The 24,202-nt window shown below is 47.5% G+C and carries 27 protein-coding genes and 1 riboswitch; all 27 genes read left to right on the top strand.

Annotation, left to right across the window (positions count from 1 at the left end):
* Positions 1 to 286: 286 nt before the first annotated feature.
* The 27 genes from ACK8P5_RS23680 to ACK8P5_RS23550 all read left to right on the top strand — a co-directional run bounded on the left by ACK8P5_RS23680 (position 287) and on the right by ACK8P5_RS23550 (position 24,037).
* The gene (locus ACK8P5_RS23680) at positions 287 to 1,501 is read left to right on the top strand and encodes an L-threonylcarbamoyladenylate synthase (RefSeq protein ID WP_422658626.1); all 1,215 of its coding nucleotides are present in this window, start codon (positions 287 to 289) and stop codon (positions 1,499 to 1,501) included.
* A 75-nt stretch (positions 1,502 to 1,576) separates the two neighbouring features.
* Positions 1,577 to 2,137, top strand: a complete 561-nt coding sequence (locus tag ACK8P5_RS23675) for a manganese efflux pump MntP family protein (RefSeq protein WP_422658625.1) — start codon at positions 1,577 to 1,579, stop codon at positions 2,135 to 2,137.
* A gap of 37 nt (positions 2,138 to 2,174) precedes the next feature.
* Positions 2,175 to 2,759 (top strand): low molecular weight protein arginine phosphatase, encoded by a 585-nt coding sequence (locus tag ACK8P5_RS23670; RefSeq protein WP_422658624.1) that lies wholly within the window; start codon positions 2,175 to 2,177, stop codon positions 2,757 to 2,759.
* A 74-nt stretch (positions 2,760 to 2,833) separates the two neighbouring features.
* Positions 2,834 to 2,916: riboswitch (ZMP/ZTP riboswitch) on the top strand.
* A 152-nt stretch (positions 2,917 to 3,068) separates the two neighbouring features.
* The gene (gene rpiB / locus ACK8P5_RS23665) at positions 3,069 to 3,524 is read left to right on the top strand and encodes a ribose 5-phosphate isomerase B (protein ID WP_422658623.1); all 456 of its coding nucleotides are present in this window, start codon (positions 3,069 to 3,071) and stop codon (positions 3,522 to 3,524) included.
* Between the two features lie 87 nt (positions 3,525 to 3,611).
* Complete coding sequence (locus tag ACK8P5_RS23660) at positions 3,612 to 4,199, top strand: TIGR01440 family protein (protein WP_422658622.1); 588 nt, start codon at positions 3,612 to 3,614, stop codon at positions 4,197 to 4,199.
* 71 nt (positions 4,200 to 4,270) lie between these two features.
* Entirely contained in the window at positions 4,271 to 5,521 is a 1,251-nt protein-coding gene (gene glyA, locus ACK8P5_RS23655) for a serine hydroxymethyltransferase (RefSeq protein WP_422658621.1), read from the top strand.
* Between the two features lie 302 nt (positions 5,522 to 5,823).
* The gene (upp, locus tag ACK8P5_RS23650; RefSeq protein WP_422658620.1) at positions 5,824 to 6,453 is read left to right on the top strand and encodes a uracil phosphoribosyltransferase; all 630 of its coding nucleotides are present in this window, start codon (positions 5,824 to 5,826) and stop codon (positions 6,451 to 6,453) included.
* 45 nt (positions 6,454 to 6,498) lie between these two features.
* Entirely contained in the window at positions 6,499 to 7,656 is a 1,158-nt protein-coding gene (wecB, locus tag ACK8P5_RS23645) for a non-hydrolyzing UDP-N-acetylglucosamine 2-epimerase (protein WP_422658619.1), read from the top strand.
* Positions 7,657 to 7,832: 176 nt separating this feature from the next.
* A complete protein-coding gene (locus ACK8P5_RS23640; protein ID WP_422658618.1) occupies positions 7,833 to 8,066 on the top strand; it encodes an AtpZ/AtpI family protein in 234 nt (77 codons plus the stop codon).
* Complete coding sequence (locus ACK8P5_RS23635) at positions 8,059 to 8,436, top strand: ATP synthase subunit I (RefSeq protein WP_422658617.1); 378 nt, start codon at positions 8,059 to 8,061, stop codon at positions 8,434 to 8,436. The genes ACK8P5_RS23640 and ACK8P5_RS23635 overlap by 8 nt, the downstream gene beginning before the upstream one ends.
* 34 nt (positions 8,437 to 8,470) lie before the next feature.
* Positions 8,471 to 9,217, top strand: a complete 747-nt coding sequence (gene atpB / locus ACK8P5_RS23630; RefSeq protein ID WP_422658616.1) for a F0F1 ATP synthase subunit A — start codon at positions 8,471 to 8,473, stop codon at positions 9,215 to 9,217.
* 97 nt (positions 9,218 to 9,314) lie between these two features.
* Positions 9,315 to 9,527 carry a F0F1 ATP synthase subunit C gene (gene atpE, locus ACK8P5_RS23625; protein ID WP_422658615.1) on the top strand — a complete coding sequence of 71 codons (213 nt, stop codon included), beginning with the start codon at positions 9,315 to 9,317 and terminating at the stop codon, positions 9,525 to 9,527.
* A 95-nt stretch (positions 9,528 to 9,622) separates the two neighbouring features.
* Positions 9,623 to 10,111, top strand: coding sequence for a F0F1 ATP synthase subunit B (gene atpF / locus ACK8P5_RS23620; protein WP_422658614.1), 489 nt, complete (start codon positions 9,623 to 9,625; stop codon positions 10,109 to 10,111).
* Positions 10,108 to 10,653: a F0F1 ATP synthase subunit delta gene (locus tag ACK8P5_RS23615; RefSeq protein WP_422658613.1), complete on the top strand. Its 546-nt coding sequence runs from the start codon at positions 10,108 to 10,110 to the stop codon at positions 10,651 to 10,653. The genes atpF and ACK8P5_RS23615 overlap by 4 nt, the downstream gene beginning before the upstream one ends.
* Positions 10,654 to 10,671: 18 nt before the next feature.
* The gene (atpA, locus tag ACK8P5_RS23610) at positions 10,672 to 12,186 is read left to right on the top strand and encodes a F0F1 ATP synthase subunit alpha (RefSeq protein WP_422658612.1); all 1,515 of its coding nucleotides are present in this window, start codon (positions 10,672 to 10,674) and stop codon (positions 12,184 to 12,186) included.
* A 274-nt stretch (positions 12,187 to 12,460) separates the two neighbouring features.
* Entirely contained in the window at positions 12,461 to 13,318 is an 858-nt protein-coding gene (gene atpG / locus ACK8P5_RS23605; protein ID WP_422658611.1) for an ATP synthase F1 subunit gamma, read from the top strand.
* 102 nt (positions 13,319 to 13,420) lie between these two features.
* A complete protein-coding gene (gene atpD / locus ACK8P5_RS23600) occupies positions 13,421 to 14,821 on the top strand; it encodes a F0F1 ATP synthase subunit beta (protein WP_422658610.1) in 1,401 nt (466 codons plus the stop codon).
* Between the two features lie 92 nt (positions 14,822 to 14,913).
* Positions 14,914 to 15,327, top strand: coding sequence for a F0F1 ATP synthase subunit epsilon (locus tag ACK8P5_RS23595; RefSeq protein WP_422658609.1), 414 nt, complete (start codon positions 14,914 to 14,916; stop codon positions 15,325 to 15,327).
* Positions 15,328 to 15,577: 250 nt separating this feature from the next.
* Positions 15,578 to 15,835 carry a DUF1146 family protein gene (locus ACK8P5_RS23590; RefSeq protein WP_422658608.1) on the top strand — a complete coding sequence of 86 codons (258 nt, stop codon included), beginning with the start codon at positions 15,578 to 15,580 and terminating at the stop codon, positions 15,833 to 15,835.
* A gap of 455 nt (positions 15,836 to 16,290) precedes the next feature.
* Positions 16,291 to 17,631 carry a UDP-N-acetylglucosamine 1-carboxyvinyltransferase gene (gene murA / locus ACK8P5_RS23585; protein WP_422658607.1) on the top strand — a complete coding sequence of 447 codons (1,341 nt, stop codon included), beginning with the start codon at positions 16,291 to 16,293 and terminating at the stop codon, positions 17,629 to 17,631.
* An 898-nt stretch (positions 17,632 to 18,529) separates the two neighbouring features.
* Positions 18,530 to 19,456: a stage II sporulation protein D gene (gene spoIID / locus ACK8P5_RS23580; protein WP_422658606.1), complete on the top strand. Its 927-nt coding sequence runs from the start codon at positions 18,530 to 18,532 to the stop codon at positions 19,454 to 19,456.
* 59 nt (positions 19,457 to 19,515) lie between these two features.
* Positions 19,516 to 20,253: a peptidoglycan DD-metalloendopeptidase family protein gene (locus ACK8P5_RS23575; protein ID WP_422658605.1), complete on the top strand. Its 738-nt coding sequence runs from the start codon at positions 19,516 to 19,518 to the stop codon at positions 20,251 to 20,253.
* A gap of 261 nt (positions 20,254 to 20,514) precedes the next feature.
* Entirely contained in the window at positions 20,515 to 20,802 is a 288-nt protein-coding gene (gene spoIIID, locus ACK8P5_RS23570; RefSeq protein WP_054954622.1) for a sporulation transcriptional regulator SpoIIID, read from the top strand.
* Positions 20,803 to 21,000: 198 nt separating this feature from the next.
* Positions 21,001 to 21,999 carry a rod shape-determining protein gene (locus ACK8P5_RS23565; RefSeq protein WP_422661565.1) on the top strand — a complete coding sequence of 333 codons (999 nt, stop codon included), beginning with the start codon at positions 21,001 to 21,003 and terminating at the stop codon, positions 21,997 to 21,999.
* 74 nt (positions 22,000 to 22,073) lie between these two features.
* Positions 22,074 to 22,955, top strand: coding sequence for a flagellar hook-basal body protein (locus tag ACK8P5_RS23560; RefSeq protein WP_422658604.1), 882 nt, complete (start codon positions 22,074 to 22,076; stop codon positions 22,953 to 22,955).
* 50 nt (positions 22,956 to 23,005) lie between these two features.
* Entirely contained in the window at positions 23,006 to 23,824 is an 819-nt protein-coding gene (locus ACK8P5_RS23555) for a flagellar hook-basal body protein (RefSeq protein WP_422658603.1), read from the top strand.
* Positions 23,825 to 23,899: 75 nt separating this feature from the next.
* Positions 23,900 to 24,037 carry a DNA-directed RNA polymerase subunit beta gene (locus tag ACK8P5_RS23550; protein WP_422661564.1) on the top strand — a complete coding sequence of 46 codons (138 nt, stop codon included), beginning with the start codon at positions 23,900 to 23,902 and terminating at the stop codon, positions 24,035 to 24,037.
* Positions 24,038 to 24,202 lie beyond the last annotated feature (165 nt).

Here is a 24,202-nt window from a genome sequence, read left to right as displayed (position 1 = left end):
CTAGAGTATACGGTGCAGGCTTTAAGGTGGAATTCGAATCGTCAATCACAGTAGAATATGATACACTTTTTAGCAGAAGAGTGCTTTCTCTTTAGCGTTAGGGTCCGATCATGATGGGCTGCTGGTTGCTGTGAGATACAAGCGCTTTTTCTTGTGGTCAGTTAAATCCAAGATGTGAAGGGTGCATGGGTACTGAATCGATGACGATATAGCAATCCATCCTTGTGGCAATGTGAGATTAATATAGCTGCTGGATGATCTAATATATAGAAAGTTTGGGATGACAATGGATCGAAAAGAGAATCGAATCAGTGAACAGGAAATTGTTGCTCCCCATCGTGTCACCAAAATGTGGCGGATGAACATGGGTGATAAATCAGATATCGGGATGAACACGATTGTTGGACGTTCCACGAAGAGTGATATTGAAAAAGATGAAAAAGTTGCTTCTGGATTGCACCTAGAACAAGGGGACGCGGTTGTGCTTGAACAAGCTGGCAGAGTGCTTGCAGCGGGCGGAACGGTAGCTTTTCCGACCGAAACGGTCTACGGTCTAGGTGCTGATGCAGGAAACACGGATGCGGTGGAGCGGATTTTTGCAGCAAAAGGTAGGCCCTCAGATAATCCACTTATCGTGCATATATCGGACAAGAGTCAGTTGGATGGCCTTGTTCTGCATGTGAATGAGACCGAACGGCGTTTGATGGATGCCTTCTGGCCGGGACCGCTGACGCTCGTTTTGCCTGTGAAGCCCGGTGCGGTGTCTACGCGCGTAACGGCTGGACTGGATACGGTAGCAGTGCGCATGCCGGATCATAAGGTGGCGCTGGCCTTGATTAGCGCCGCAGGGTGTCCGCTCGCTGCGCCTAGTGCGAACCGCTCTGGCCGGCCAAGTCCGACGCTGGCCAGCCATGTGTTTGAGGACCTGGCGGGTAGCATCGACGGTATTCTCGACGGCGGCCCCGCCGGGGTCGGTGTCGAGTCGACGGTCGTCCAGGCGAGCCAGGACGGTACCGTGACGGTGCTGCGCCCCGGCGGCGTCACGGAAGAGCAGCTTGCCGTATTAGCGGCAAGCGTCCAGCGCGACCCGGCGCTTGCGCGCGCCGGGAGCGCCAACAGCCCGGCGCCACGCTCGCCGGGCATGAAGTACACGCACTACGCACCCAAGGGTGCGCTGTGCATCGTGCAAGGGCGGACGGCTGAAGCCGTGTCCGCCAAGATCCAGGCCGAGCTCGACGCCGCGCAGGCGCGCGGGGAGAAGACCGGTGTGCTGTCATTCGACGAGCACATCGGTCGCTACCGCGCGGACGTCGTCGTCTCGCTCGGCAGTTTGGCCGCACCGGAGGAAGCGGCCCACCGGCTTTACGCCGGGCTGCGCCAATTCGATGAAGAGGGCGCGACCTTTCTTCTGGCAGAGTCCTGCCCGGAGAAGGGTCTCGGCGCTGCAGTGATGAATCGGCTTCTTAAAGCAGCAGGCCATCATATTTTGCAAGTAGAATAATAACGACTATCCGGAATGATTCCTTCCTTGTCCGCATATGGTGTACAAGACCATAGGGACTTGGGGGAAATTCGGATGTTGGAATCGTCTGTCCAATCAGGGCAACTCGCGACCATCCTAATTATGGCTGTGGCACTGGGATTGGACGCATTTTCATTAGGTATTGGCGTTGGGATGAGAGGTATTCGGCTGAGGCATATTCTGAATATCAGTCTGCTAATTGCGTTCTTCCATATGCTTATGCCGCTGATTGGGTTATTTGCGGGAAGATATGTCGGCTCTTTGCTTGGACAAGTTACAGGGCTTGCAGCGGGTGGGCTGCTCATACTTCTGGGTGGACATATGATCTGGAATTCTTTTCGTAAGGAAGAAGGTAAGCTTGTTAATCACACCACGCTGCTAGGAATGCTGTTGTTTGCACTTAGTGTCAGCATCGACTCATTCTCTGTGGGCGTCTCCCTTGGTATGTTTGTCAAAGATGTCTTATTGATCGTGGTATCTTTCGGTGTAATTGGGGGACTCATGTCGATTATGGGGCTTATGCTGGGACGACATGCAGCTAGTAAGCTTGGTGAATATGGAGAAATGATAGGCGGCGTTATTCTGCTAGCATTTGGTTTGATGTTTATAATTTGATACAATAACGGCAATGGAATTTTGGGAGGTGGAGACCGTGAAAAACATATTATTTGTCTGCACCGGCAACACCTGTCGTAGTCCCATGGCTGAGGGTATGCTGCGTAAGCTTGCCGAGGGAAGAGGGATTTCGCTCGAAGTGCGTTCCGCAGGTGTTGCCGCTGTAGAGGGAATGCCTATATCTAGTCATGCCGGGACGGTTCTTCGGGATCAGCAGATTGAAGAATGTCATAGCTCCAAACCACTCAGCACAGATCTTGTGGAATGGGCGGATATGATTCTGACATTGACGCTATCCCATAAACAGTACGCGATTCGTCAGTTTCCTTATGCGGCGGACAAGGTTCATACGCTTAAGGAGTACGTTGAGAATGATGAGCAGGTGCTTCGGGATCTGCAAGAGCAGGACAGTCTGCTTGCATCAATGGAGATGACAAGATCCCTTGGTGGTGAGCTTCAGGAGCAGGACAAGGTGCGTCTTATCGAACTTAGACAGCGTATTCCGAGCTTTGACATATCTGATCCATTCGGTGGTTCACTGGAGGATTATGAGGCTACAGCAGCAGAAATTCGCTTAGCGTTGTTCCGCTTGCTGGATAAGCTAGGGAATGAGCATAAGTAGAAGCTGCACGAATATATAAACATTTATCCGTTGCTTTTCTGCTGAGTTTGATTTAAGATGAAGTGGAAAAACACGGATTCCGATGTAACTGGCGACGAAGTGGATGAAACCACGATGGAGCATCGGAAACATACGGCCGGTCGCCTGGGCAAAGAGCAATTGGTGCACATTTCACGTGCGCGGACTGCTCTTTTTTTCGTCTTTTAATGACAATTTGGGTTATAATGATACAAGTTGTTGTACACGTGGTTTACATTGTTTTTGTGAATTACGGTGACAAAAGACGAAACATACAAGGGGGTTTTTCATATGAAAATCGCATTAGGCACAGATCATGCTGGTATTCGTTTGAGAGAGGAAATTTCGCAGGTTATTCGCAGTCTTGGACATGAAGTTGAGGACTTGGGTTGCGGCTGCTCTGATTCGGTCGATTATCCGGATTATGCACTTCCGGTATGTGAGAAGGTCGTATCCGGAGAAGCTGACCGCGGCATTCTGATCTGTGGAACGGGAATTGGCATGAGTATTGCAGCGAACAAGGTGCCAGGCATTCGCTGTGCACTGACGCATGATGTATTTTCGGCAAAAGCTACCCGTGAGCATAATGACAGCAACGTGCTGGCTCTCGGAGAACGAGTGGTAGGTCCTGGATTGGCAGCTGAGATTGTTACAGCTTGGCTCGGTACAGAATTTAGTCAGGGTGAACGGCATGTTGGCAGGGTTAACAAGATCAAGGCCATTGAGGAACGCTATCTGAAAGGTTAAGCTCATCGCAGGTGATGCAAGCTAATGCCTGCTTAATTCTGGCGTTAGCTTGTGTTCAGGGCGATCGCATCCATGGGGGGCTGTGACATGACAGATTACTCGAATGATCATGATTTGAAAGAGCAAACCGAGACGATTGTACGGGAGCTGGCCCAGGCTGCAGGCTTGGGACGAGGCAAAATACTGGTTATTGGAACAAGTACAAGTGAGGTTGCCGGTCGCAAGATAGGTACCGGTGGTGCGCTTGAGACGGCTCGTCAAGTATTGAATGGTATTGAGGAAGTGCAAGCTGAGTTTGGCTTTCATACTGCATTTCAATGCTGTGAGCACTTGAACCGTGCACTTGTGGTGGAACGAGAACTTCTCGAACATCTGGGACTGACGGAAGTGGCTGCTGTACCTATTCCGCATGCGGGCGGGTCCATGGCTTCCGCAGCTTACCGAAGTCTTGCTGCTCCGTGCCTTGCTGAGAGCATCTCGGCACATGCCGGTATAGATATCGGTGAGACCATGATCGGAATGCATCTGCGCCCGGTTGCTGTACCATTTCGGCCTAGTATTCGTTTTATCGGGGAAGCACGCGTGACCGCAGCACTGACAAGACCGAAGTTGATTGGTGGGCAGCGAGCCGTTTATCGGTTGGAGCAAGATATGAACTCCACTTCTTGTGATTAAGGTCTAGTAAGTTTGATGTTGTGATTGATGATATACCATATAATATTTTTTAATTTGGGGAGGAAACGAAGATGATGGAGAATTTGCGTAAGCAAGACCCGGCTGTACTGGAAGCTATGGATTTGGAACTCAAACGTCAACGCAGCAACATTGAACTTATTGCTTCGGAGAATATCGTTAGTGAAGCGGTTATTGAAGCGCTTGGATCCGTGCTCACGAATAAATACGCGGAAGGCTATCCGGGTAAACGTTACTACGGTGGTTGTGAGCGTGTTGATATCGTTGAGGACCTGGCTCGCGACCGTGCTAAAGAGTTGTTCGGTGCAGAACATGTTAACGTTCAACCTCACTCAGGTGCTCAAGCGAACATGGCTGTATATTTGGCTGCACTGAAGCCTGGGGATACGGTTCTCGGCATGAACCTCGCTCACGGTGGACACTTGACACACGGAAGTCCTGTGAATGCATCTGGTCTGTTGTATAACTTTGTAGCCTATGGTGTGCAAGAAGATACATTCCTTATCGATTACAACGAAGTGCGTAAAGCGGCTTTCAAACATCGTCCACGTTTAATCGTTGCTGGTGCAAGTGCATACCCACGTACCATCGATTTTGAAGCGCTGGCTTCTATCGCTAACGATGTAGGTGCGCTGTTCATGGTTGATATGGCGCATATCGCAGGTCTTGTTGCAGCAGGATTGCATCCGAATCCTGTTCCACATGCTCATTTTGTTACGACTACTACGCACAAAACACTTCGTGGCCCACGTGGTGGTATGATCATCTGCAAACAGCCTTGGGCTGCTGCTATTGATAAAGCAGTATTCCCAGGCTCTCAAGGTGGACCGCTTATGCACGTTATTGCATCTAAAGCTGTAGCTTTGGGTGAAGCACTCGAACCTTCCTTCAAAGTGTACGCACAGCAAGTTGTGAAGAACGCGAAGGTGCTTGCAGACACACTGATAGCTGAAGGCCTTAACATCGTTTCTGGTGGAACTGACAACCATCTGATGCTGGTTGATACACGTAATCTCGACATTACGGGTAAGGACGCAGAGAAGGTGCTTGATTCTATTGGAATTACAGTTAACAAAAATGCAATTCCGTTCGATCCGACAAGTCCGTTTGTAACAAGCGGTATCCGGATCGGTACACCGGCTATTACATCCCGTGGTATGGATGAAGAAGCGATGGTTGAGATCGCTAAGATCATTGCCCTCACTCTTCGTCAGCCGCAAGATGAAGCGACACTTGCAGAAGCAAGCCGCAGAGTAGCTGAATTGACAGAGAAATACCCTCTTTACCCAGAGATGAAATACTAAGAATAGGTAAGCACATCTTAGTTTTATCCAATCATTGGCCCCGTCTTCAGAAGAAGGCGGGGCTTTTTTTTGAGAAAATTATATTTCAGCATTTTTTCTCGGATAATTGGAAAACCTAGTATGCTAGGATAAGTTACTGATTTGAAGATGGCATGTTTTTCCCCCTATTAGAATAGAAGAAACATGATGCATGTAGGTGTGAAATCAAGCTTGGTGATGATATAATAGATAGGATTTATGGAGCCCGCTAGAATTCATATCCATATTGAAAAACATATTGTAACCAACCGGAGGGACCACACATGGGAAAATTGGTGATTTGTGATCACCCATTAATTCAACACAAACTGACATTTATCCGCGATATGCGGACCAACACAAAGGATTTTCGTGAGTTGGTCGACGAAGTAGCAACGTTGATGGCTTATGAAATTACTCGCAGTATACCGCTGGAATCCATTTCGGTACAGACACCTGTAGCTGAGACGGAAGGGAAAGTTATTTCAGGACGTATGCTGGGATTGATTCCGATCCTACGTGCTGGTCTTGGTATGCTAGACGGTGTTGTTAAGCTACTTCCAGCTGCAAAAGTGGGACATGTAGGGTTGTTCCGTGACCCAGAGACACTGCAGCCTGTAGAATATTATACGAAGCTTCCTACCGACGTCACGGAACGTGAGCTGATTGTTATCGATCCTATGCTGGCGACCGGTGGATCCGCGATTGCTGCGATTGATGTACTGAAGAAGCGTGGTTGCACCCAGATTAAGATGATGAACCTGGTAGCAGCACCAGAAGGTGTGAAAGCTGTTCAGGAAGCACATCCGGATGTAGATATCTATGTGGCTGCTCTTGATGAGGGCTTAGATGAGCATGGATATATCATTCCTGGTCTTGGTGATGCAGGAGATCGTCTCTACGGCACGAAGTAACAATCTAGAGAATATTAGATGTTTTAAAGAGGGGGTTAACCGAACATGTCTAAAGTGAAAGTGATGACCATATTCGGCGTTCGTCCGGAAGCCATCAAAATGGCACCACTCATTCTGGAACTTCAGCGTCATCCCGAGCATATTGAATCCGTAGTATGCGTAACAGCGCAGCATCGGCAAATGCTCGATCAGGTACTGGACGTGTTTAAGATTGTCCCGGATTATGACCTCGATGTCATGAAAGACCGTCAGACCTTAAATGAAATTACCGTTAGAGTGCTGGAGGGACTAGAGCCTGTCCTGCGGGAAGCAAAGCCGGACATTGTATTGGTGCATGGTGATACGCTAACAACATTCCTTGCCAGCTATGCAGCTTTCTTGCAAAAAATACAGGTAGGTCATGTAGAAGCAGGTCTTCGTACATGGAATAAACTTTCCCCGTACCCTGAGGAGATGAATCGTCAGCTGACGGGTATACTTGCAGACATTCATTTTTCTCCCACCAACTGGTCGGCAGAGAACTTGCGCAAAGAGAATAAGAATGATTCAACCATTTATATCACAGGCAACACGGTAACAGATGTGTTTAAATACACAGTACAACCTGATTATAAACACCCTGTTCTAGACTGGGCGGCGGGTAAACGGTTGATCCTGATGACGGCACATCGCCGGGAATCACAGGGTGAACCACATCGGAACATCTTCCGTGCGATCAAACGGATTGCTGACGAGTTCGAGGATATCGCGATCGTCTATCCGGTTCATCTAAGCCCTGCGGTTAAAGAACCGGCACACGAGATCCTTGGCAATCATCCACGTATTAAGCTCATCGATCCGCTGGATGTCGTTGATTTGCACAATTTCTATCCGCATACACACCTCATTGTGACTGATTCGGGTGGTCTGCAAGAGGAAGCTCCATCGTTCGGCGTACCTGTATTGGTGCTGCGTGATACGACAGAGCGTCCGGAAGGAATCGATGCAGGAACACTGGAACTGGTGGGTACCCACGAAGAGGATGTATATGCACGTACGAAAGCTCTGCTAACGGATAAAGCGTTGTACGATTCTATGAGTCAAGCCGCAAATCCATACGGTGATGGGCAGGCATCGGAACGCATTGTCAATGCGATTTTGCACCATTTTGGGGTCGTAAATGAGCGTCCGGAAGAATTTCACACAATGTTCACAAAAGCATAATAATGTGTATTCTCGTGACAAACATCACAGCATACAGTTGAACTGTACGGTTCTGGCGGCATTTTGCGCAGTTTGGACTGCGCAAAATGCTTGATTTTATATGCTAAAACGCTGTTATCGATTCATTGACAAAGCATTGTTATATTAAGTAAAATGAGTTGGGATTAGAGGTTTATATGAAAAATCCAAATAGTCAAGATTCCCCTTGGTTGATTGCACTTTACATTAGTAGTGCCGGAGGATTGCTGGCAGTTTACATCCTGATCGGTTTTTTCGGTGGGAAGTGGCTGGCTGATTTGCTGGACGGGCCCAGATACTGGCTCGCGATTGGAACCGTTGCAGGGCTCTTTGTAGGGATTTTGAATATTGCTCTTCTCATTAAAAAGTTTTTGGGGGCGCAAAGTGAATGATTTGACATCCATTGTGAACGCTGTTTCCAGAGTGACGATACTACTATTGTCTGCATTATTACTGGGTTGGGCTTTTTCCCCTGATTATCGTCCGATTCTCTCGGGCTTGATCATGGGTATGGCAGCGGGTTTGTTTAACGTACGCTTCCTTTCCATTAAAGTGCGGCAGCTGGCACAATTGGCGGTCAGCCAAGACAACAGACGGTATAGCTTTGGTTTTATAACTAGACTTTGTACCGGATTCTTGATTGTAGTCATCGCAGCGAAGCTGGAGCAGGTATCACTCGGCGCAACCATTGCCGGTCTGTTCATTCCCCAGTTGTTGACCATTCCTGTCAGCATTATATTTGGCTTGAGAAACAATCATTGATCAGCGCTAATTGGAAAGGGGTGAAAACAAAATTATGCATGATTCACCGATTATTAATCTTGGCGGATTCAATATCGACTTGTCAGCAGTACTCATGCTCCTTGTAACTGGAGTAGTAGTCTTCGTACTTGCATGGCTGGCAACTCGTAATTTATCTGTCGAAAACCCTTCCAAACTGCAAAACTTTATGGAATGGGTAGTGGAATTTGTACAAGGCGTTGTGTCAAGTGCTATGGACTTGAAAAAGGGAAAACCATACATATCCTTGGGATTGACACTCATTTTGTTCATTTTCGTAGCCAACATTCTGGGACTTCCATTTTCAGTGATAACTACAGTGCCAGACGGCTTCACAGTTTTCGGTCAACCGCTTGTGGGAGTTAAACACCATGAAGTGTTGTGGTGGAAATCACCAACGGCAGACATCAACGTTACGGCAGGTCTTGCTATTGTCGTATTTATCTTGATGAACTATCTGGGTCTGAAGCTGAACCGCAAACATTACCTGAAGCACTATATTGAACCATTCCCAATCTTCCTGCCACTCAATATTATTGAGAACTTGGCAAAACCGATTGCGTTGGCAATCCGTTTGTTCGCAAACATTTTTGCTGGGGAAGTATTGATTTCCGTCATACTGAAAATTGGATTCTTCGGGGTTCCGTTCCTCGCTGCTTGGCAAGGTTTCAGTATCTTCATTGGCGCACTACAAGCGTTTATCTTCACAATCTTAACAATGGTTTACATTGCGCAGACTACGATTCACGAAGAAGAGCATTAATAAACTCGGCCGGATAAGCCCCTTAAACAGGGTGGTTTCGAAAGAGATATATTATAGTTTAAAACTAAAAGCACAATTTTAAGGAGGATATTTAACAATGGAATTTTTGGCAGCAGCTATTGCAGTAGGTTTGGGCGCACTTGGCGCAGGTCTTGGTAACGGTATGATCGTAAGCAGAACGGTAGAATCTATCGCTCGTCAACCAGAAGCACGTGGTCAATTGCAGACTACAATGTTTATCGGTGTAGGTATCGTTGAGGTTATTCCTTTGGCAGCTACAGTTATCGCGTTCTTGATCATGTTTACTTAATAACAATACAACGGTTTGGCGGGGAGGGCCGATGCCATCCGCGCCTTCGTTTTGTTAGGAAATGCACTTCGCAATAATGGAAAGGAGTGACTTTAATGGCAATTCATTGGGAGACAATTGTAATCTCTATAATTGCGTTTATTATTTTGTACTTCCTGCTCAACAAGTTTGCATTCGGTAAATTGTTTGCCATTATGGAGCAGCGCCGTGAACTGGTCATGAATCAGATGAACGAAGCAGCTGAGACGCGCCAGAAGGCGATTACTTATGTAGAAGAGCAGAAACAGGCGTTGGAGCAAGCTCGTAAGGATGCTCATGAAATTATCGAGCGTTCCAAGCAGACTAGCGACAAACAAGCTGAACAGATTATGGAATTGGCTAAAGAAGAGGCTGCACGTCTTAAATCCGAAGCTGTTCGCGACATCGAGAACGAGAAGAACAAAGCGGTTGCAGAACTCCGCAACGAGCTGGGTACTGCATCTGTGAAGATTGCATCCAAGTTGATCGAGCGTGAAGTGAAGAGTGACAAGGCTCAGGAAGAATTGGTTGATCAATACCTTAAAGAGGTAGGAGGCAGACCATGAGCCAAGAAACGGTAGCAGCCAAGCGGTATGCGCGGGCGCTGTTCGAAGTTTCGGCTGAGCAGCAGAAGGGTCTGGAAGTGGAACAAGAATTGAGAGCCGTTGTGTCTGCTATTGAAGGAGACGCCGACATTCAAAAATTCATATCCACGCCGAATGTTCCCCGTTCCGTTAAGATGGATGTCTTGAACAAGGCACTTGCAGGGAAGATATCGAAGCCTGTTCTGAATACAATTGAGCTGCTTCTGGAAAAAGGACGCACTGGACTGTTCGCTGAACTGTTGAACAGCTACGTGAAAATTCAGGGAGCTAGCCTCGGAATGGCCGATGCCACAGTATACTCCACATACCCGCTAAGTGATCGGGAGAAGGAACAAGTGGCTTCGGAATTCGGACAACTGGCACAGCAAAAGATCCGCGTGACCAATGTCGTTGATGAGAGTCTGCTGGGCGGCCTTAAGGTCGCTATCGGCGATAAGCTATATGATGGCAGTTTGTCAGGCAAGCTGGACCGTCTTGAAAAGTCTTTTAACAGACAAGCATAGTAGATAGGGGTGAAAACGTTGAGTATCAGACCTGAAGAAATTAGTACTTTAATTAAAAGTCAGATTGAAGAATATAAATCTGACATTGCTGTCTCCGAAGTAGGAACAGTTATTCAAGTAAGTGACGGTATTGCTCGCGTATATGGCCTAGAGAACGCTATGTCCGGGGAATTGCTAGAATTCCCTAACGGCGTCTTAGGTTTGGCGCTCAACCTTGAGGAGAGCAACGTCGGGGTCGTAATCTTGGGACCTTATATCGACATTAAAGAAGGCGATCAAGTAAAACGTACAGGCCGCATCATGCAGGTTCCTGTAGGTGAAGCATTGCTAGGTCGCGTTGTAAACCCACTGGGTCAACCTGTTGATGGTAAAGGGCCGATCGCGGCTGCTGAATACCGTCCAGTAGAGAGCAACGCACCAGGTGTTATCGATCGTAAATCGGTACACGAGCCAATGCAAACAGGTATCAAAGCGATTGATGCGATGGTTCCAATCGGCCGCGGACAACGTGAGTTGATCATTGGTGACCGTCAAACAGGTAAAACAACGATCGCTATTGACACAATTCTGAACCAAAAAGGTAACGGCGTGAAATGTATTTACGTTGCCATTGGACAGAAACAATCCACAGTAGCACAGGTTGTTGAAACATTGCGTCGTCACGGTGCTTTGGAGTACACAATCATTGTAACTGCATCGGCTTCCGAGCCATCTCCATTGCAATACATAGCTCCTTATGCGGGCTGTGCAATGGGTGAATACTTCATGTACAAAGGCGAGCATGCCTTGATTATCTATGATGACTTGTCGAAGCAAGCTGCGGCATATCGTGAATTGTCCTTGCTCCTTCGTCGTCCTCCAGGCCGGGAAGCTTACCCAGGTGACGTATTCTACCTGCACTCCCGTTTGCTAGAGCGCGCTGCGAAGCTTAGCGATGAGCTCGGCGGTGGTTCATTAACCGCATTGCCATTTATTGAAACACAAGCTTCCGACGTATCAGCATACATCCCAACGAACGTAATTTCGATTACTGACGGACAGATCTTCTTGGAGTCTGACTTGTTTAACTCTGGTCAACGTCCAGCGATCAACGTGGGTATTTCCGTATCCCGTGTCGGTGGTTCCGCACAGATTAAAGCGATGAAGAAGGTTGCGGGCGGTTTGAAACTTGACCTGGCTCAATACCGTGAACTTCAAGCGTTCTCCCAGTTCGGTTCCGACTTGGATAAATCCACATTGGCTCGTTTGAACCGTGGTTCAAGGCTGATGGAAATTCTGAAACAAGGCGTTAACCAACCACTTTCTGTTGAACAGCAGGTTGTCAGCCTGTATACAGCAGTAAAAGGACATCTTGATGATGTTGAGGTTTCTAACGTTCGTCGTTTCGAGAAAGAATTCTTGTCGTTTGTTGAGAGCAACAAACCAGAAATTCTGCAATCGATCCGTGATACTAAAGACTTGGTAGCGGATAATGAGAATGCACTTAAAGCGGCAATTGAACAATTTAAAAAAGGTTTTGCAGCTTCGGTGTAAGCTCCTCAGCTGTGCAATAGGAGGGGAGCCGAGCGATGAAATGCTCGGCATCCTCTTTCAACATATGGATGATGGCTTTGGTCTAGCCAAAGCTAGGTTATGGCTAATAAAGTTAGCTTTGGCTTTGCCAAAGTTTTGTTATTGCTTACGAAGTAACTTTGGCTCGCCAAAGTTTAGTTTACGCTTACGAAGTTAGCTTTGGCTTCGCCAAAGCTTTAAGGTTAATGCTTTCGAAGTAACTTTGGCTCCGCCAAAGTTTTGAGGTGGTGAAAACATGGCAAGAGGATTACGTGACATTAAACGGCAGATCAAAAGTATCCAGAACACCAAGCAGATCACCAAAGCAATGGAGATGGTTGCTGCTGCGAAGCTGAGAAGAGCACAGGAGAAGGCAACCGCTGCCCTTCCTTACTCTGAAAAGCTGAAAGAAGTAGTAGGCAGTATCGCGGCTGGAACCAAGGGAATCAGCCATCCTATGCTGGAGAAACGTGAAGTTAAGAAAACCGGTTACTTGGTTATTACCTCGGACCGCGGACTTGCTGGAGCGTCTAACTCTAATATTTTGCGTAAAGTATCGGGTATTATTGCAGAACGTCATCAGTCGAAAGATGAGTACTCTATCTTCGTGATCGGACGTAAGGGTCGTGATTATTTCCGTCGCCGTGAACTCCCGGTTGTGGAAGAGCTGACGGAACTGTCTGACAGTCCTACATACGGGGACATTAAGTCCATCGCTAATGCAGCTGTTCGTCAGTATGAGTCTGGTGAAATTGATGAGTTGTACATTTGCTACAACAAGTTCGTCAATGCTTTGACTCAAGATCCTGAAGTAAATCAGCTTCTGCCAATGGAGAACATTGGTGGAGGAGTTAACGTATCGAGCTACGAATATGAGCCATCACCAGAAGGTGTACTGGAAGTGTTGCTTCCGAAGTACGCAGAAACGCTCATATTCAGTGCGATGCTGAATGCTAAAGCTAGTGAGCTAGGTGCAAAAATGACGGCAATGGGAGCTGCGACGAAGAACGCAAGCAAGCTGATTGGCGATCTTACTCTGACTTACAACCGTGCCCGTCAAGCAGCCATTACTCAGGAGATTTCCGAGATCGTGGCTGGAGCCGACGCTCAATAATTAGATTTTACAAGATTCCGTTAATAGATACGCGGCACGTTGTGCCGCTTTACGATGATCGTTCGTCATATAAGGCGAACGGGTAGGAGGGAAAACGAAAAGATGAACAAAGGACGCGTTGTCAGCATTACAGGCGCTGTAGTTGACATTGAATTTCAGCGCGGTCAGCTTCCAGAGATCTTCAACGCTATCAAAATTGAAGGCACATTGGAAAGCGGCCGTTCTATTGATCTGACTTTGGAAGTATCCAACCATTTGGGTGACAATCTGGTTCGTTGTATCGCGATGTCGTCAACAGACGGTCTTACTCGTGGTCTAGAAGCCGTAGATTTGGGTGCACCTATCACTGTTCCTGTAGGATCCGCTACACTGGGTCGTGTATTTAACGTACTGGGTGAGCCTATCGATAATGCAGGTGCTGTAGTTTCTGAGGTTAGTAACCCGATTCACCGTGAAGCTCCAGCTTATGATGAGCTTTCCACACAAGCAGAAATGCTTGAAACAGGTATCAAGGTTATCGACTTGCTAGCTCCATACCAAAAAGGTGGTAAAATCGGTCTTTTCGGTGGTGCGGGTGTAGGGAAAACCGTTGCGATTCAAGAGCTTATCAACAACATCGCTCAAGAGCACGGCGGTATTTCCGTATTTGCTGGTGTAGGTGAGCGTACTCGTGAAGGTAATGACTTGTACCACGAGATGACAGATTCCGGCGTTATCAGCAAAACAGCGATGGTGTTCGGACAGATGAACGAGCCTCCAGGCGCACGTCTTCGTGTAGCATTGACAGGTTTGACTATGGCTGAGTACTTCCGTGATCAGGAAGGAAAAGACGTTCTTCTGTTTGTAGACAACATTTTCCGTTTCACACAAGCAGGTTCCGAAGTATCCGCCCTTCTCGGCCGGATGCCTTCTGCAGTAGGTTACCAGCCAACGCTGGCATCCGAAATGGGTCGTCTACAAGAGCGTATTACTTCCACCAAAAAAGGTTCTGTTACTTCCATTCAAGCAATCTACGTACCGGCGGATGACTATACGGATCCAGCTCCGGCTACGACATTTGCTCACTTGGATGCAACAACGAACCTGGAGCGTAAGATTTCCGAGAAAGGTATCTACCCAGCGGTAGATCCACTTGCTTCAAGTTCACGGATTCTAGCACCTGAAATTGTTGGTGAAGAGCATTACAATGTCGCTCAAGGCGTTAAGCAAATTCTTGCTCGCTACAATGAGCTTCAAGATATTATCGCAATCCTGGGTATGGATGAGCTTAGCGAAGACGATAAAGCTATCGTTAACCGTGCTCGTCGTATCGAGCGTTTCCTTTCCCAACCGTTCCACGTTGCAGAGGCGTTTAACGGTATGCCAGGTACTTATGTACCAGTTAAAGAAACCATTCGCAGCTTCAAAGAAATTCTGGAAGGCAAGCATGACCATCTTCCAGAAGCAGCTTTCCTATTCGTTGGAACAATCGAAGAGGCAGTGGAAAAAGCAAAAACTATGTAAGCTGACGCTCCGTGATATGCGGGTCGTCCCGTAACTTACGAACGGCGCCTGCTACGCGAGTTTTCTGCGGAAAACGGTGAGGAGGGATGGAAGTGAGTACCTTTTTGTTAGAGATCGTAACACCGGACCGACTCGTTTATTCAGAGCAGGTTAATAGTGTTACGGTGCGTGGGGTCGAAGGAGAACTGGGTATTTTACCAGGTCACATCCCGTTTGTTACTCCACTTCAGGTAGCACCTGTGTTCGTGAAGATCGGAAACGAAAGAACCCCGTTTGCAGTACAAGGGGGCTTCGTGGAAGTCCGCAAGGACAAGGTTGTTATTTTGGCGGAGAGTGCTGAGAGAGCAGAAGAGATCGATCTGGAGCGTGCGGAAGCCGCAAAAGAACGTGCTGAAATGCGTCTGAAAGCCGGCAAACGACAAGATGAAATTGACCACCGTCGTGCTGAATTAGCTCTACAACGGGCTATGAACCGGATTAAAATCTCCGGTGGCAATAATCAATAGAATCAAAGGCAGTCCGCTGTTACAAGCAGACTGCCTTTTTTTGCATTCATTCATATAAGTACTCCAATCATTGCATAATATGAATGGGACGACTTCGGAGCCAATTAGATCATTTATATGACATTCTGATCAAAATATTTTATTTCCGAGGAAATGGCATTAGAAAGTACTGGATTCTTGTCGCGCTGACAAGTATTATAGAAGGGTCGGTCCTTTTGGGGATGGTATACCTAAGAATGAGGAGGGAGCAATGAATCAAGATATTTCAAACACTGTCTCTGGTGCGGTTGGCGTTAGCGGACTATTATCTATTATCATTTCGCTTGTCTGCATAGCGCTGGCGTGGTGGGCATTGCAAACCTTAAAGTTAGATTTGGTTATCCGCAATCCCAAAAGCCCTCAAGGTAAGTTGCTTCACTTACTGCTTGCCGTGGTACTTGGTCGTTTTGTAGCCGAATTTTTAATCGACTATATGATGTGGAGCCAAATGATTCGATATATGTTTTAAAACTGCTGTACACGAGTGAAAGCTATTTTTATGTAAATGTTTTGAATGTTGTTTGAATGGTTATATCTCTTTAGGATAACTCAGCGCAAGTTGTCGAATAAACGCATTTTATTATGTCAACAATGAATAATAAATACACGGTCTGTAAAGTTAACACGACTTACGGACTATTAAAGATTACATGAACATTCACATGCTCATAATCTGCGTCACCAAGACAGAAATCTTGCATAGGCTATTCTGAGGACTGGGCTTCACATAACCATATGTTATTTACCAAATATGATCAGGAATACACCTAATAATTTAGGTAATGTTTTCCTGACAACAGAATTAGTCCTATAATCGCTTGTAACGTTGAAATCAACAATGATAAGATGGCATTTAGAGAATGAGTAATATCGAAATATTGATTTTAAATTACAGGAAAATTATGGACGCGGAGGGAAACCATGATGAGCAAATTTATCGTCCGCGGTGGCAAAAGACTGACCGGAAGCGTCAAAGTCAGCGGAGCAAAAAATTCAGTTCTTCCGATCATCGCTGCCTCTCTTCTAGGGGAAGTGGGAGAAAGCGTCATTATTGATGCGCCTCCTCTTGACGATGTAATCACAATTAGCAAAGTGTTGGAGTCGCTTGGTGCAGGCGTTACATATCAAGACGAAGTCATACGTGTAAATGCAGAGCACATAGCCACATGTGAAGCACCTTATGAATGGGTGCGGAAAATGCGCGCCTCTTTTTTGGTCATGGGACCACTTCTGGCTCGTTGCGGCCGGACCCGTATCTCACTCCCAGGCGGATGCGCAATCGGTACAAGACCGATCGATCAGCATCTTAAAGGATTCGAAGCGTTGGGTGCCGAGATCAGCCTCGGTCAGGGGTATATTGAAGCTAAAAGTAACGGTAGACTGCGTGGCGCGAAGATTTATCTGGATGTTGCCAGCGTAGGAGCCACTGAGAATATTATGATGGCTGCCACATTAGCAGAAGGTGTAACGACTATCGAAAATGCGGCGAAAGAGCCAGAAATTGTCGATTTAGCTAACTACCTAAACGGAATGGGCGCGATTGTACGCGGTGCAGGTACGGGCGTTATTCGTATCGAAGGTGTTGAGAAGCTGCATGGTGTGAAGCACAATGTCATCCCAGACCGTATCGAAGCAGGAACCTTTATGGCTGCTGCAGCGATTACGGGTGGAGATGTATATGTGGAAGGTGCCATTGCAGATCACTTGGGGCCAGTCATCTCCAAGATGGAAGAGATGGGTGTAACGATTCAGCCTGATGAGAATGGTGTGCGCGTTATTGCGGATAAGCCACTGAAGGCTGTAGACGTTAAGACCTTACCTTATCCAGGATTCCCAACAGATATGCAATCACAGATGATGGCACTCCTACTCGTTTCTGAAGGCACAAGTGTTGTAACAGAAACCGTGTTTGAGAACCGCTTCATGCATGTGGATGAGTTTCAGTTGATGAATGCTGAGATTAAGGTTGAAGGTCGTTCGGCGATTGTGACAGGTGGTGCTCGTCTGACTGGGGCGAAGGTATGTTCAACTGACCTGCGCGCAGGAGCTGCACTGATCTTGGCGGGACTTGTTTCCGAAGGAACGACTGAGGTTAGTGGTACACACCACATCGATCGTGGATATGTTCATTTGGCTGAGAAGCTATCCGGTTTAGGTGCAGATATCTGGCGTATTTCGACAGAAGATAAGGATTATGAGAAAGCACCTAAAGCTTCGAAGACCGATGACAGTAAATTGTTTAAAGTACAGCCAACTTGGGTGTAAGTGTTACTACTTTTGCAATTGCACGAGACGTAACATCATATGAAGAAGGGTCCTGCCAGTGGCAGGGCCCTTTTTTTGTTTACTATCGATGGAGTCTAAAGCTCGTAAGCGATTAAGTTACTATTTATTTAGAGAATAGAAATGGGGTGGATTCTTCTTTCTCTCTCAAAAAGGTTCTATCAAATGAAAGGCTCTCATAATTATAAGCAGCTAGTAAAAATGAAAATAGAAGCCGAGTGACTAAGTTTTAAGCTAGTTCAGGTGTTCTAAACTGCATAAGGAGGGAGTCGGAATGAAAGATTCGAAGGTTCGTATACAAATCCCCATTACAACAGAGAAGAAAAATTCAAAAGGTCATATATCAAAAGACTATAACGAAGAAAAGTTTGAAACAGAAGGTTCCAGTGCAAAAGTGATTGAGTGGAAGTTTCCAGCTAGTGAGAATAGTGATAATGAATCTAAAGACTCTCATATAGAAGGTTTAGAGGAGTGCAACGGTGAAGGAGTTGTAGAAGAATTCTTTAAAAAAATGAAAGTGCCGCGAGAGCGACTTGAACATGAGCATTCATCTCAAGAAGCCATTAATTCATCCGAGGCAGGCAGTGTAAAGCCTGGTAGTGAGGTACACGGCAGTTCTGAGCCTGATGATGTGCGGCTTAGCGGTGCATGGAACAGGGGGGTGCAGCCCGGCCAAACCCCACGAGACGCCCGCGCGTTCCGCGCGCGGCCCTCTCGCTTCGGGCGCCGCGGCTTCGCCACGCGGCGCCCAGCGGCCCCTGGCCGGCGGGTGCGGGTGCACCCTGCCGCCTGGGCCGCTGCGGGCCTGCTGGCCCTCGCGCTTGCGCTGCCGCTGCTTGTTGTCGCCCCCGGCGACTACAAGCCTGCACCGCCGGCGCCCGTGCCAGCGCCCGCCCCTTCCGCCGCTCCGCAGGTGGCGGAAGAGCCCATGGTGTCCGTCTACTTAACGAAGACGGACACCGTGGAGACCCTCCCGCTGGAAACCTACATTGTCGGCGTCGTAGCCGCCGAAATGCCGGCAGAATTCCAGCTTGAGGCACTTAAAGCTCAAGCCATCGCAGCACGGACTTATATCGTGCAGCGGCTGAAGTCCGGCGACAAGAGCGGTGTGCCGGACGATAAGAGTGATGTGACCGATACGGTCACCCATCAGGCATACATATCACAAGAGAAGCTGAAGCAAGAGTGGGCAGCGCAAGGGAAGCAAGCTGAACTTGATAAGCTGCGGCGAGCCGTTAAGGAAACCAGAGGCATTGTCATGACTTATAACGGTCAGCCGATCACGGCTTCTTTTTTCTCAACTAGTAACGGTTATACCGAAAATTCAGAGGACTATTGGAAGAACGAGATTCCCTATCTTCGAAGTGTAGAGAGCCCCTGGGATGAGCAAATCTCTCCGAAGTTTAAATCTACGGTCCGGATGTCGCGCGCTGAGTTTTCGAAACGACTTGGTCTATCAGATGCTGCGATACCTGTATCCGCCTCAGGTGGCAACTCGGCATCGTGGATTAAAGTAATCTCTTATACGAAAGGCAACCGAATTCAAGAAGTGAGAATTGGCGGTCAGAAGTTTACAGGTAGAGAAATAAGAGAGAAGCTCGCGCTTCGCTCTAGTCAATTTAGCTGGAGTTTGAAAGATGGGGAAGTGATCATTACGACCTACGGCAACGGGCACGGGGTCGGCATGAGCCAGTACGGCGCAGAGGGAATGGCACGCGAAGGAGCTAAGGCGAAAGAGATTCTGCGACACTACTATACGGGTATTTCATTTGAAGAAACTTCAAAACTTCTCTCTCCAAAAAAATAATAGAAACACACGTATAAAAGAGTAGAGCCCGGTAACAATGATTACTGAGGTGATTACAAATGAATGAACAAAACAAGAACAGTCAAACCCGCGAAGAAGCTCCTAAAACCAATCAAGGAGAAACGGCAGTAACGTCGTCTTCGTGGAAAAAAATGTTTTCCAGACGGTGGGTGTTCCCGGCAGCATATCTGGCAGCAGCGGCAATTATACTAACCCTCGTGTGGGTCTACCAGGACGCCAGCCAAAAACCGCTTAACACAGACGTGGCTGTAAGTGGTACCGAGAAAGGTACAGATGCCAAGACTGGAGCGGAAGGCAAACAAGAGGATGTTGTTGAAGTTGTGGCTAACGCACAGAACATGATCTTACCAACAGGCGACGTAGCAGATGTAAGTGTTGTGAAGAAGTTCTATGATGCAGAAGCTCCAGTAGAAGAGAATCAAGAGGCGATGGTTCAGTACAACGATACCTTTACACCGAACCTCGGCATTGACTTTGCTTCTAAAGACGACAAGCCATTTGATGTAAAAGCAACATTGGATGGAACGGTTAGTCGAGTAGAAGATCATCCAGTGAATGGAACGGTGGTAGAAATCACCCATCCGGGCAATCTGAAGACCGTTTATCAAAGCTTAAGCGGTGTGAAGGTTGAGGAAGGTGCAGAAGTGAAGCAAGGCGATACCATCGCAACGGCTGGACGTAGTGAATTCGAGAAAGAGCTGGGTAACCACTTGCACTTTGAAGTGTACGAGGGCGATAACTTGGCTAACCCATCGGAGTATCTTCCGAAGAAATAAATTTTTCAGTCTATAGACAGTGCCCTTCGGGCACCTAGGGCAGGATCCCATGATCCTGCCTTTTTTCTTTGTCCTCAAGGCTTTAAGGGCAAGTGATGGTACGAATATGTCCCGTAACAAGCACTAAAGATTAGGTCTCTTCTTAGCATGTCCTCAAAATAAATGGGTACAGTGGAGCTTGTCACCCCGTGAAACCGCGAATATCCCGCCATGCCATTCATATACTGTACCAAACTATCCACACAGTAGGGAGGCGGGAGCGTGCACGATTACATCAAAGAGCGGACCATTAAAATCGGACGCTGTATCGTGGAAACAAGGCATACAGTCCGTACGATAGCCAAAGAATTTGGCGTATCCAAGAGCACGGTGCATAAGGACTTAACCGAACGTCTGCCGGAGATCAACCCGGACTTAGCGGATCAGGTTAAGCATATTCTCGAATACCACAAGTCAATCCGCCACCTTAGAGGCGGAGAAGCCACCAAGATCAAATACAAAAAGACTGGAAGCGGAAGCCGTGAACCTGTCACAACAGCGAAATCATAATTATAGTTCTTAGGTCGCTAGAAGAAGATTGAATCCCTCCCCTAAAGTATGATATGTTAAAAGATGGTATCAGACTGAATGATAAGAACTTCGTATGCCGATTTACATCATGTTATGCTACTATTTGTCGAACCTCGGCAGACATGCTCGGAATCAACATTCACTTACCATAAAATAACACTTTGGGGGCTTTTCATGATGTTTAGCAAGGATATTGGAATCGATCTCGGGACAGCGAACGTGCTTATTCACGTCAAAGGGAAGGGGGTAGTGCTTGACGAACCTTCCGTAGTGACCATAGAGAGCGACACCAAAAGAGTCCTTGCCGTCGGGGAAGATGCACGGCGCATGATAGGGCGTACACCCGGTAATATAATGGCGATCCGTCCGCTTAGGGATGGGGTTATTGCCGACTTTGAAATTACAGAAGCGATGCTTAAGTATTTTATTGACCGCGTTGGAGCACGCAGCTGGTACAGTCGTCCTCGCATCCTCATTTGCGCACCTACGAATATTACGTCTGTGGAGCAGAAGGCGATCCGAGAAGCGGCAGAGCGAAGCGGTGCGAAAGATGTGTTCCTGGAAGAAGAGCCTAAAGCGGCTGCTATTGGCGCCGGTATGGATATTTATCAGCCTAGTGGTAACATGGTCGTGGACATTGGGGGCGGCACGACAGACGTAGCCGTCCTGTCCATGGGCGATGTGGTAACCGCCTCTTCTATCAAAATGGCTGGGGACAAGTTCGACGAGGCCATTACTAAATACATTAAGAATAAATATAAATTGCTTATCGGAGAGCGTACAGCTGAAGACCTCAAGGTAGCCATCGGAACCGTTCGTCCGGGTGGACGACAAGCGGAGATGGATATTCGGGGCCGGGATATGGTATCGGGACTTCCGCTCACGGTAACTGTTACATCTGCGGAGGTGCAGGAGGCACTATGGGATCCGATGTCATCGATCGTCTTGGCAGCCAAGTTAGTGCTTGAGCGGACACCACCAGAGCTATCGGCAGATATTATTGATCGTGGAGTTATTCTGACAGGCGGCGGCGCGCTTCTTCATGGAGTGGACGAGCTGTTAACCGAACAGCTGCGAGTGCCGGTACTGGTAGCAGAGGACCCGATGCACTGTGTCGTTAAGGGAACGGGGATTATGCTGGACAATTTGGATAAAGTGGTTAAGAAAAAATTCTAATCTACCGATATACAATGGTAGTGAAAGAATTTATGGAGCTTTTTTGAGGGGTCCATGAGAAGGAGAGTGCCTTCATGTTAAGAGGACTTTATAACGCAGCAGCAGGTATGGTTACACAGCAGCGGCGTCATGATACGATTACGCAAAATATTGTGAACTTAAATACGGCTGGCTATAAGCAGACAGACAGTGTGCAGCGCTCCTTTCCGGAAGTGCTCGTATCCATGATTGGTGGCAATGCAGAGAATCCGAATCGAACGGTCGGTAAGCTGAATACCGGTGTGTTCGCAGAGGAGAGTCTGTCACTGTATAAGCAAGGAGCACTTCGCGAGACAGGCCAATCGACAGACTTTGCCCTTGTTTCTCAGCTTGGACTAGTGGATCAGGCGACTGGCGAGAACGTGAATTTTGATGCGTCTGGTAAATATATAGATAGAAACGGTGAAATTACGTATCGTCCTGAAGCTTTTTTTACAGTACAGGATGAGAATGGTGAAGTTCGTTACACAAGGAATGGTCAATTTCAGGTTGATGATCAGGGGAATGTTCTGACGTCGACGGGGTACCAGGTATTGGATGCGCGGAATACGCCGATTGTATTGACAGGGCAGTCTGGTAACCTTACAGTGAATGAGCAAGGGCAAATCTTGAGTGAAGCAGGTATTCCGACAGGAGTTACATTAGGAATTACTGTGGTGGACAAGCCTCATCAGCTCGTGCGAGAAGGCAATGGTGTTTTTCGTCTAGATGCAGCGAATGGAGATGGTTCTCGTCTTCTAGCTGCAGGAGATAATGCAATTGTTCGCCAAGGGTTTATCGAAGCGTCCAATGTGGACCCTTCTCAGTCCATGGTTGAATTAACTGCAGCACTTCGTGCGTACGAGACGAACCAGAAAGTCGTTCAATTTTACGATAAGTCTCTCGAAAAAGCAGTGAATGAGATTGGCAGAGTCTAAGTAAGGCATATGTCTAAATACAATATGTCTACACCACAGGAGGTTTGGGTATGAATAACTCCATGATTAGTGCTATGGTGTCTATGAACGCAATGCAGCAGCGACTGGATGTCATTGCTGATAATATTGCGAACGTGGATACGGTTGGATATAAGAGCAAGGATACATCATTTGAAGATGTGCTGACTCAGGTGCAGGGACATCATAAGGATTTCGCGCTGGCTGGACGATCTACGCCGTCAGGATATACGATGGGCTTCGGTACTAGGCTTGCCTCCATTGTTGAGAACTTAGCACAAGGTTCCCATAAGGAAACAGGGAACCCGCTGGATCTTGCGATTGAAGGGAATGCGATGTTTGCGGTGCAAGGTAATGGCGGTATCGCGTATACACGTGAAGGTGGGTTTCATGTCTCACCGGATCCGCAGAATGCAGCTTATGTGAATCTGGTTAACAATCAAGGGTATCAGGTTCTGGACCGAAATAATAACCCGATTCGTATACCTGCGAACGCCAAAGTTGCTGTAGATGGTGCTGGGCAGGTATTGGCCGAGACTGCTGCGGGCCGGAATGTAGTTGGTGTGCTGAAGCTTGCTGAATTGCAGCGTCCAGAGGGACTCGTGAAGATGGATGGCAATCTATACATGCTGGCAGCAGGTCTAACGGAAGCGCAGGTATTCGAAGCAACGCAAACAGATCCTACGCAGCTGAAATCTGAAGTTCAATCCGGCTTTTTGGAACAGTCTAACGTGAGTATGTCGGACGAAATGACGAAGATGATGGAAGTCCAGCGAGCTTATCAGCTGGCTGCACGTGCGCTGAGCTCCAGCGACACCATGATGAACCTTGCCAACACTATGCGAGGATAGGTGGTATGAACCGTGAGTGAAGCAAGCGAGCCTAAACGACGTAAGACTTCAGGGTGGAAGATCGCTCTTAGAATCATGGTTCCGATCTTTTTGCTACTGGCTTTGGTCGGTGGAATGGTAGTCGGATATGTCGTCTTAGGTAAACAGGATATCGGGGAAGCTTTCCAGTGGAGTACTTGGAAGCATGTTTTCGATTTAGTCTTTGCTCCTTAAATGGAGTAAGGTATAGAACGAGCGAATAATGGTTTAAGACTCCCCCTGGGGGAGTTTTCTTTTTTTTCACGAAAACGTTATAATGGGATGGACTAGCGCATTTTTTTAGACATAACAACAAAAAAAGGGCCTCCTCCTAGGCGAACGCCTAAAGAGAAAGCCCCT

This window comes from Paenibacillus sp. EC2-1 (assembly GCF_049311625.1).
In the GTDB taxonomy this organism is placed as follows: domain Bacteria; phylum Bacillota; class Bacilli; order Paenibacillales; family Paenibacillaceae; genus Paenibacillus_AQ.
This window is presented reverse-complemented; position numbering and strand designations above follow the sequence as displayed.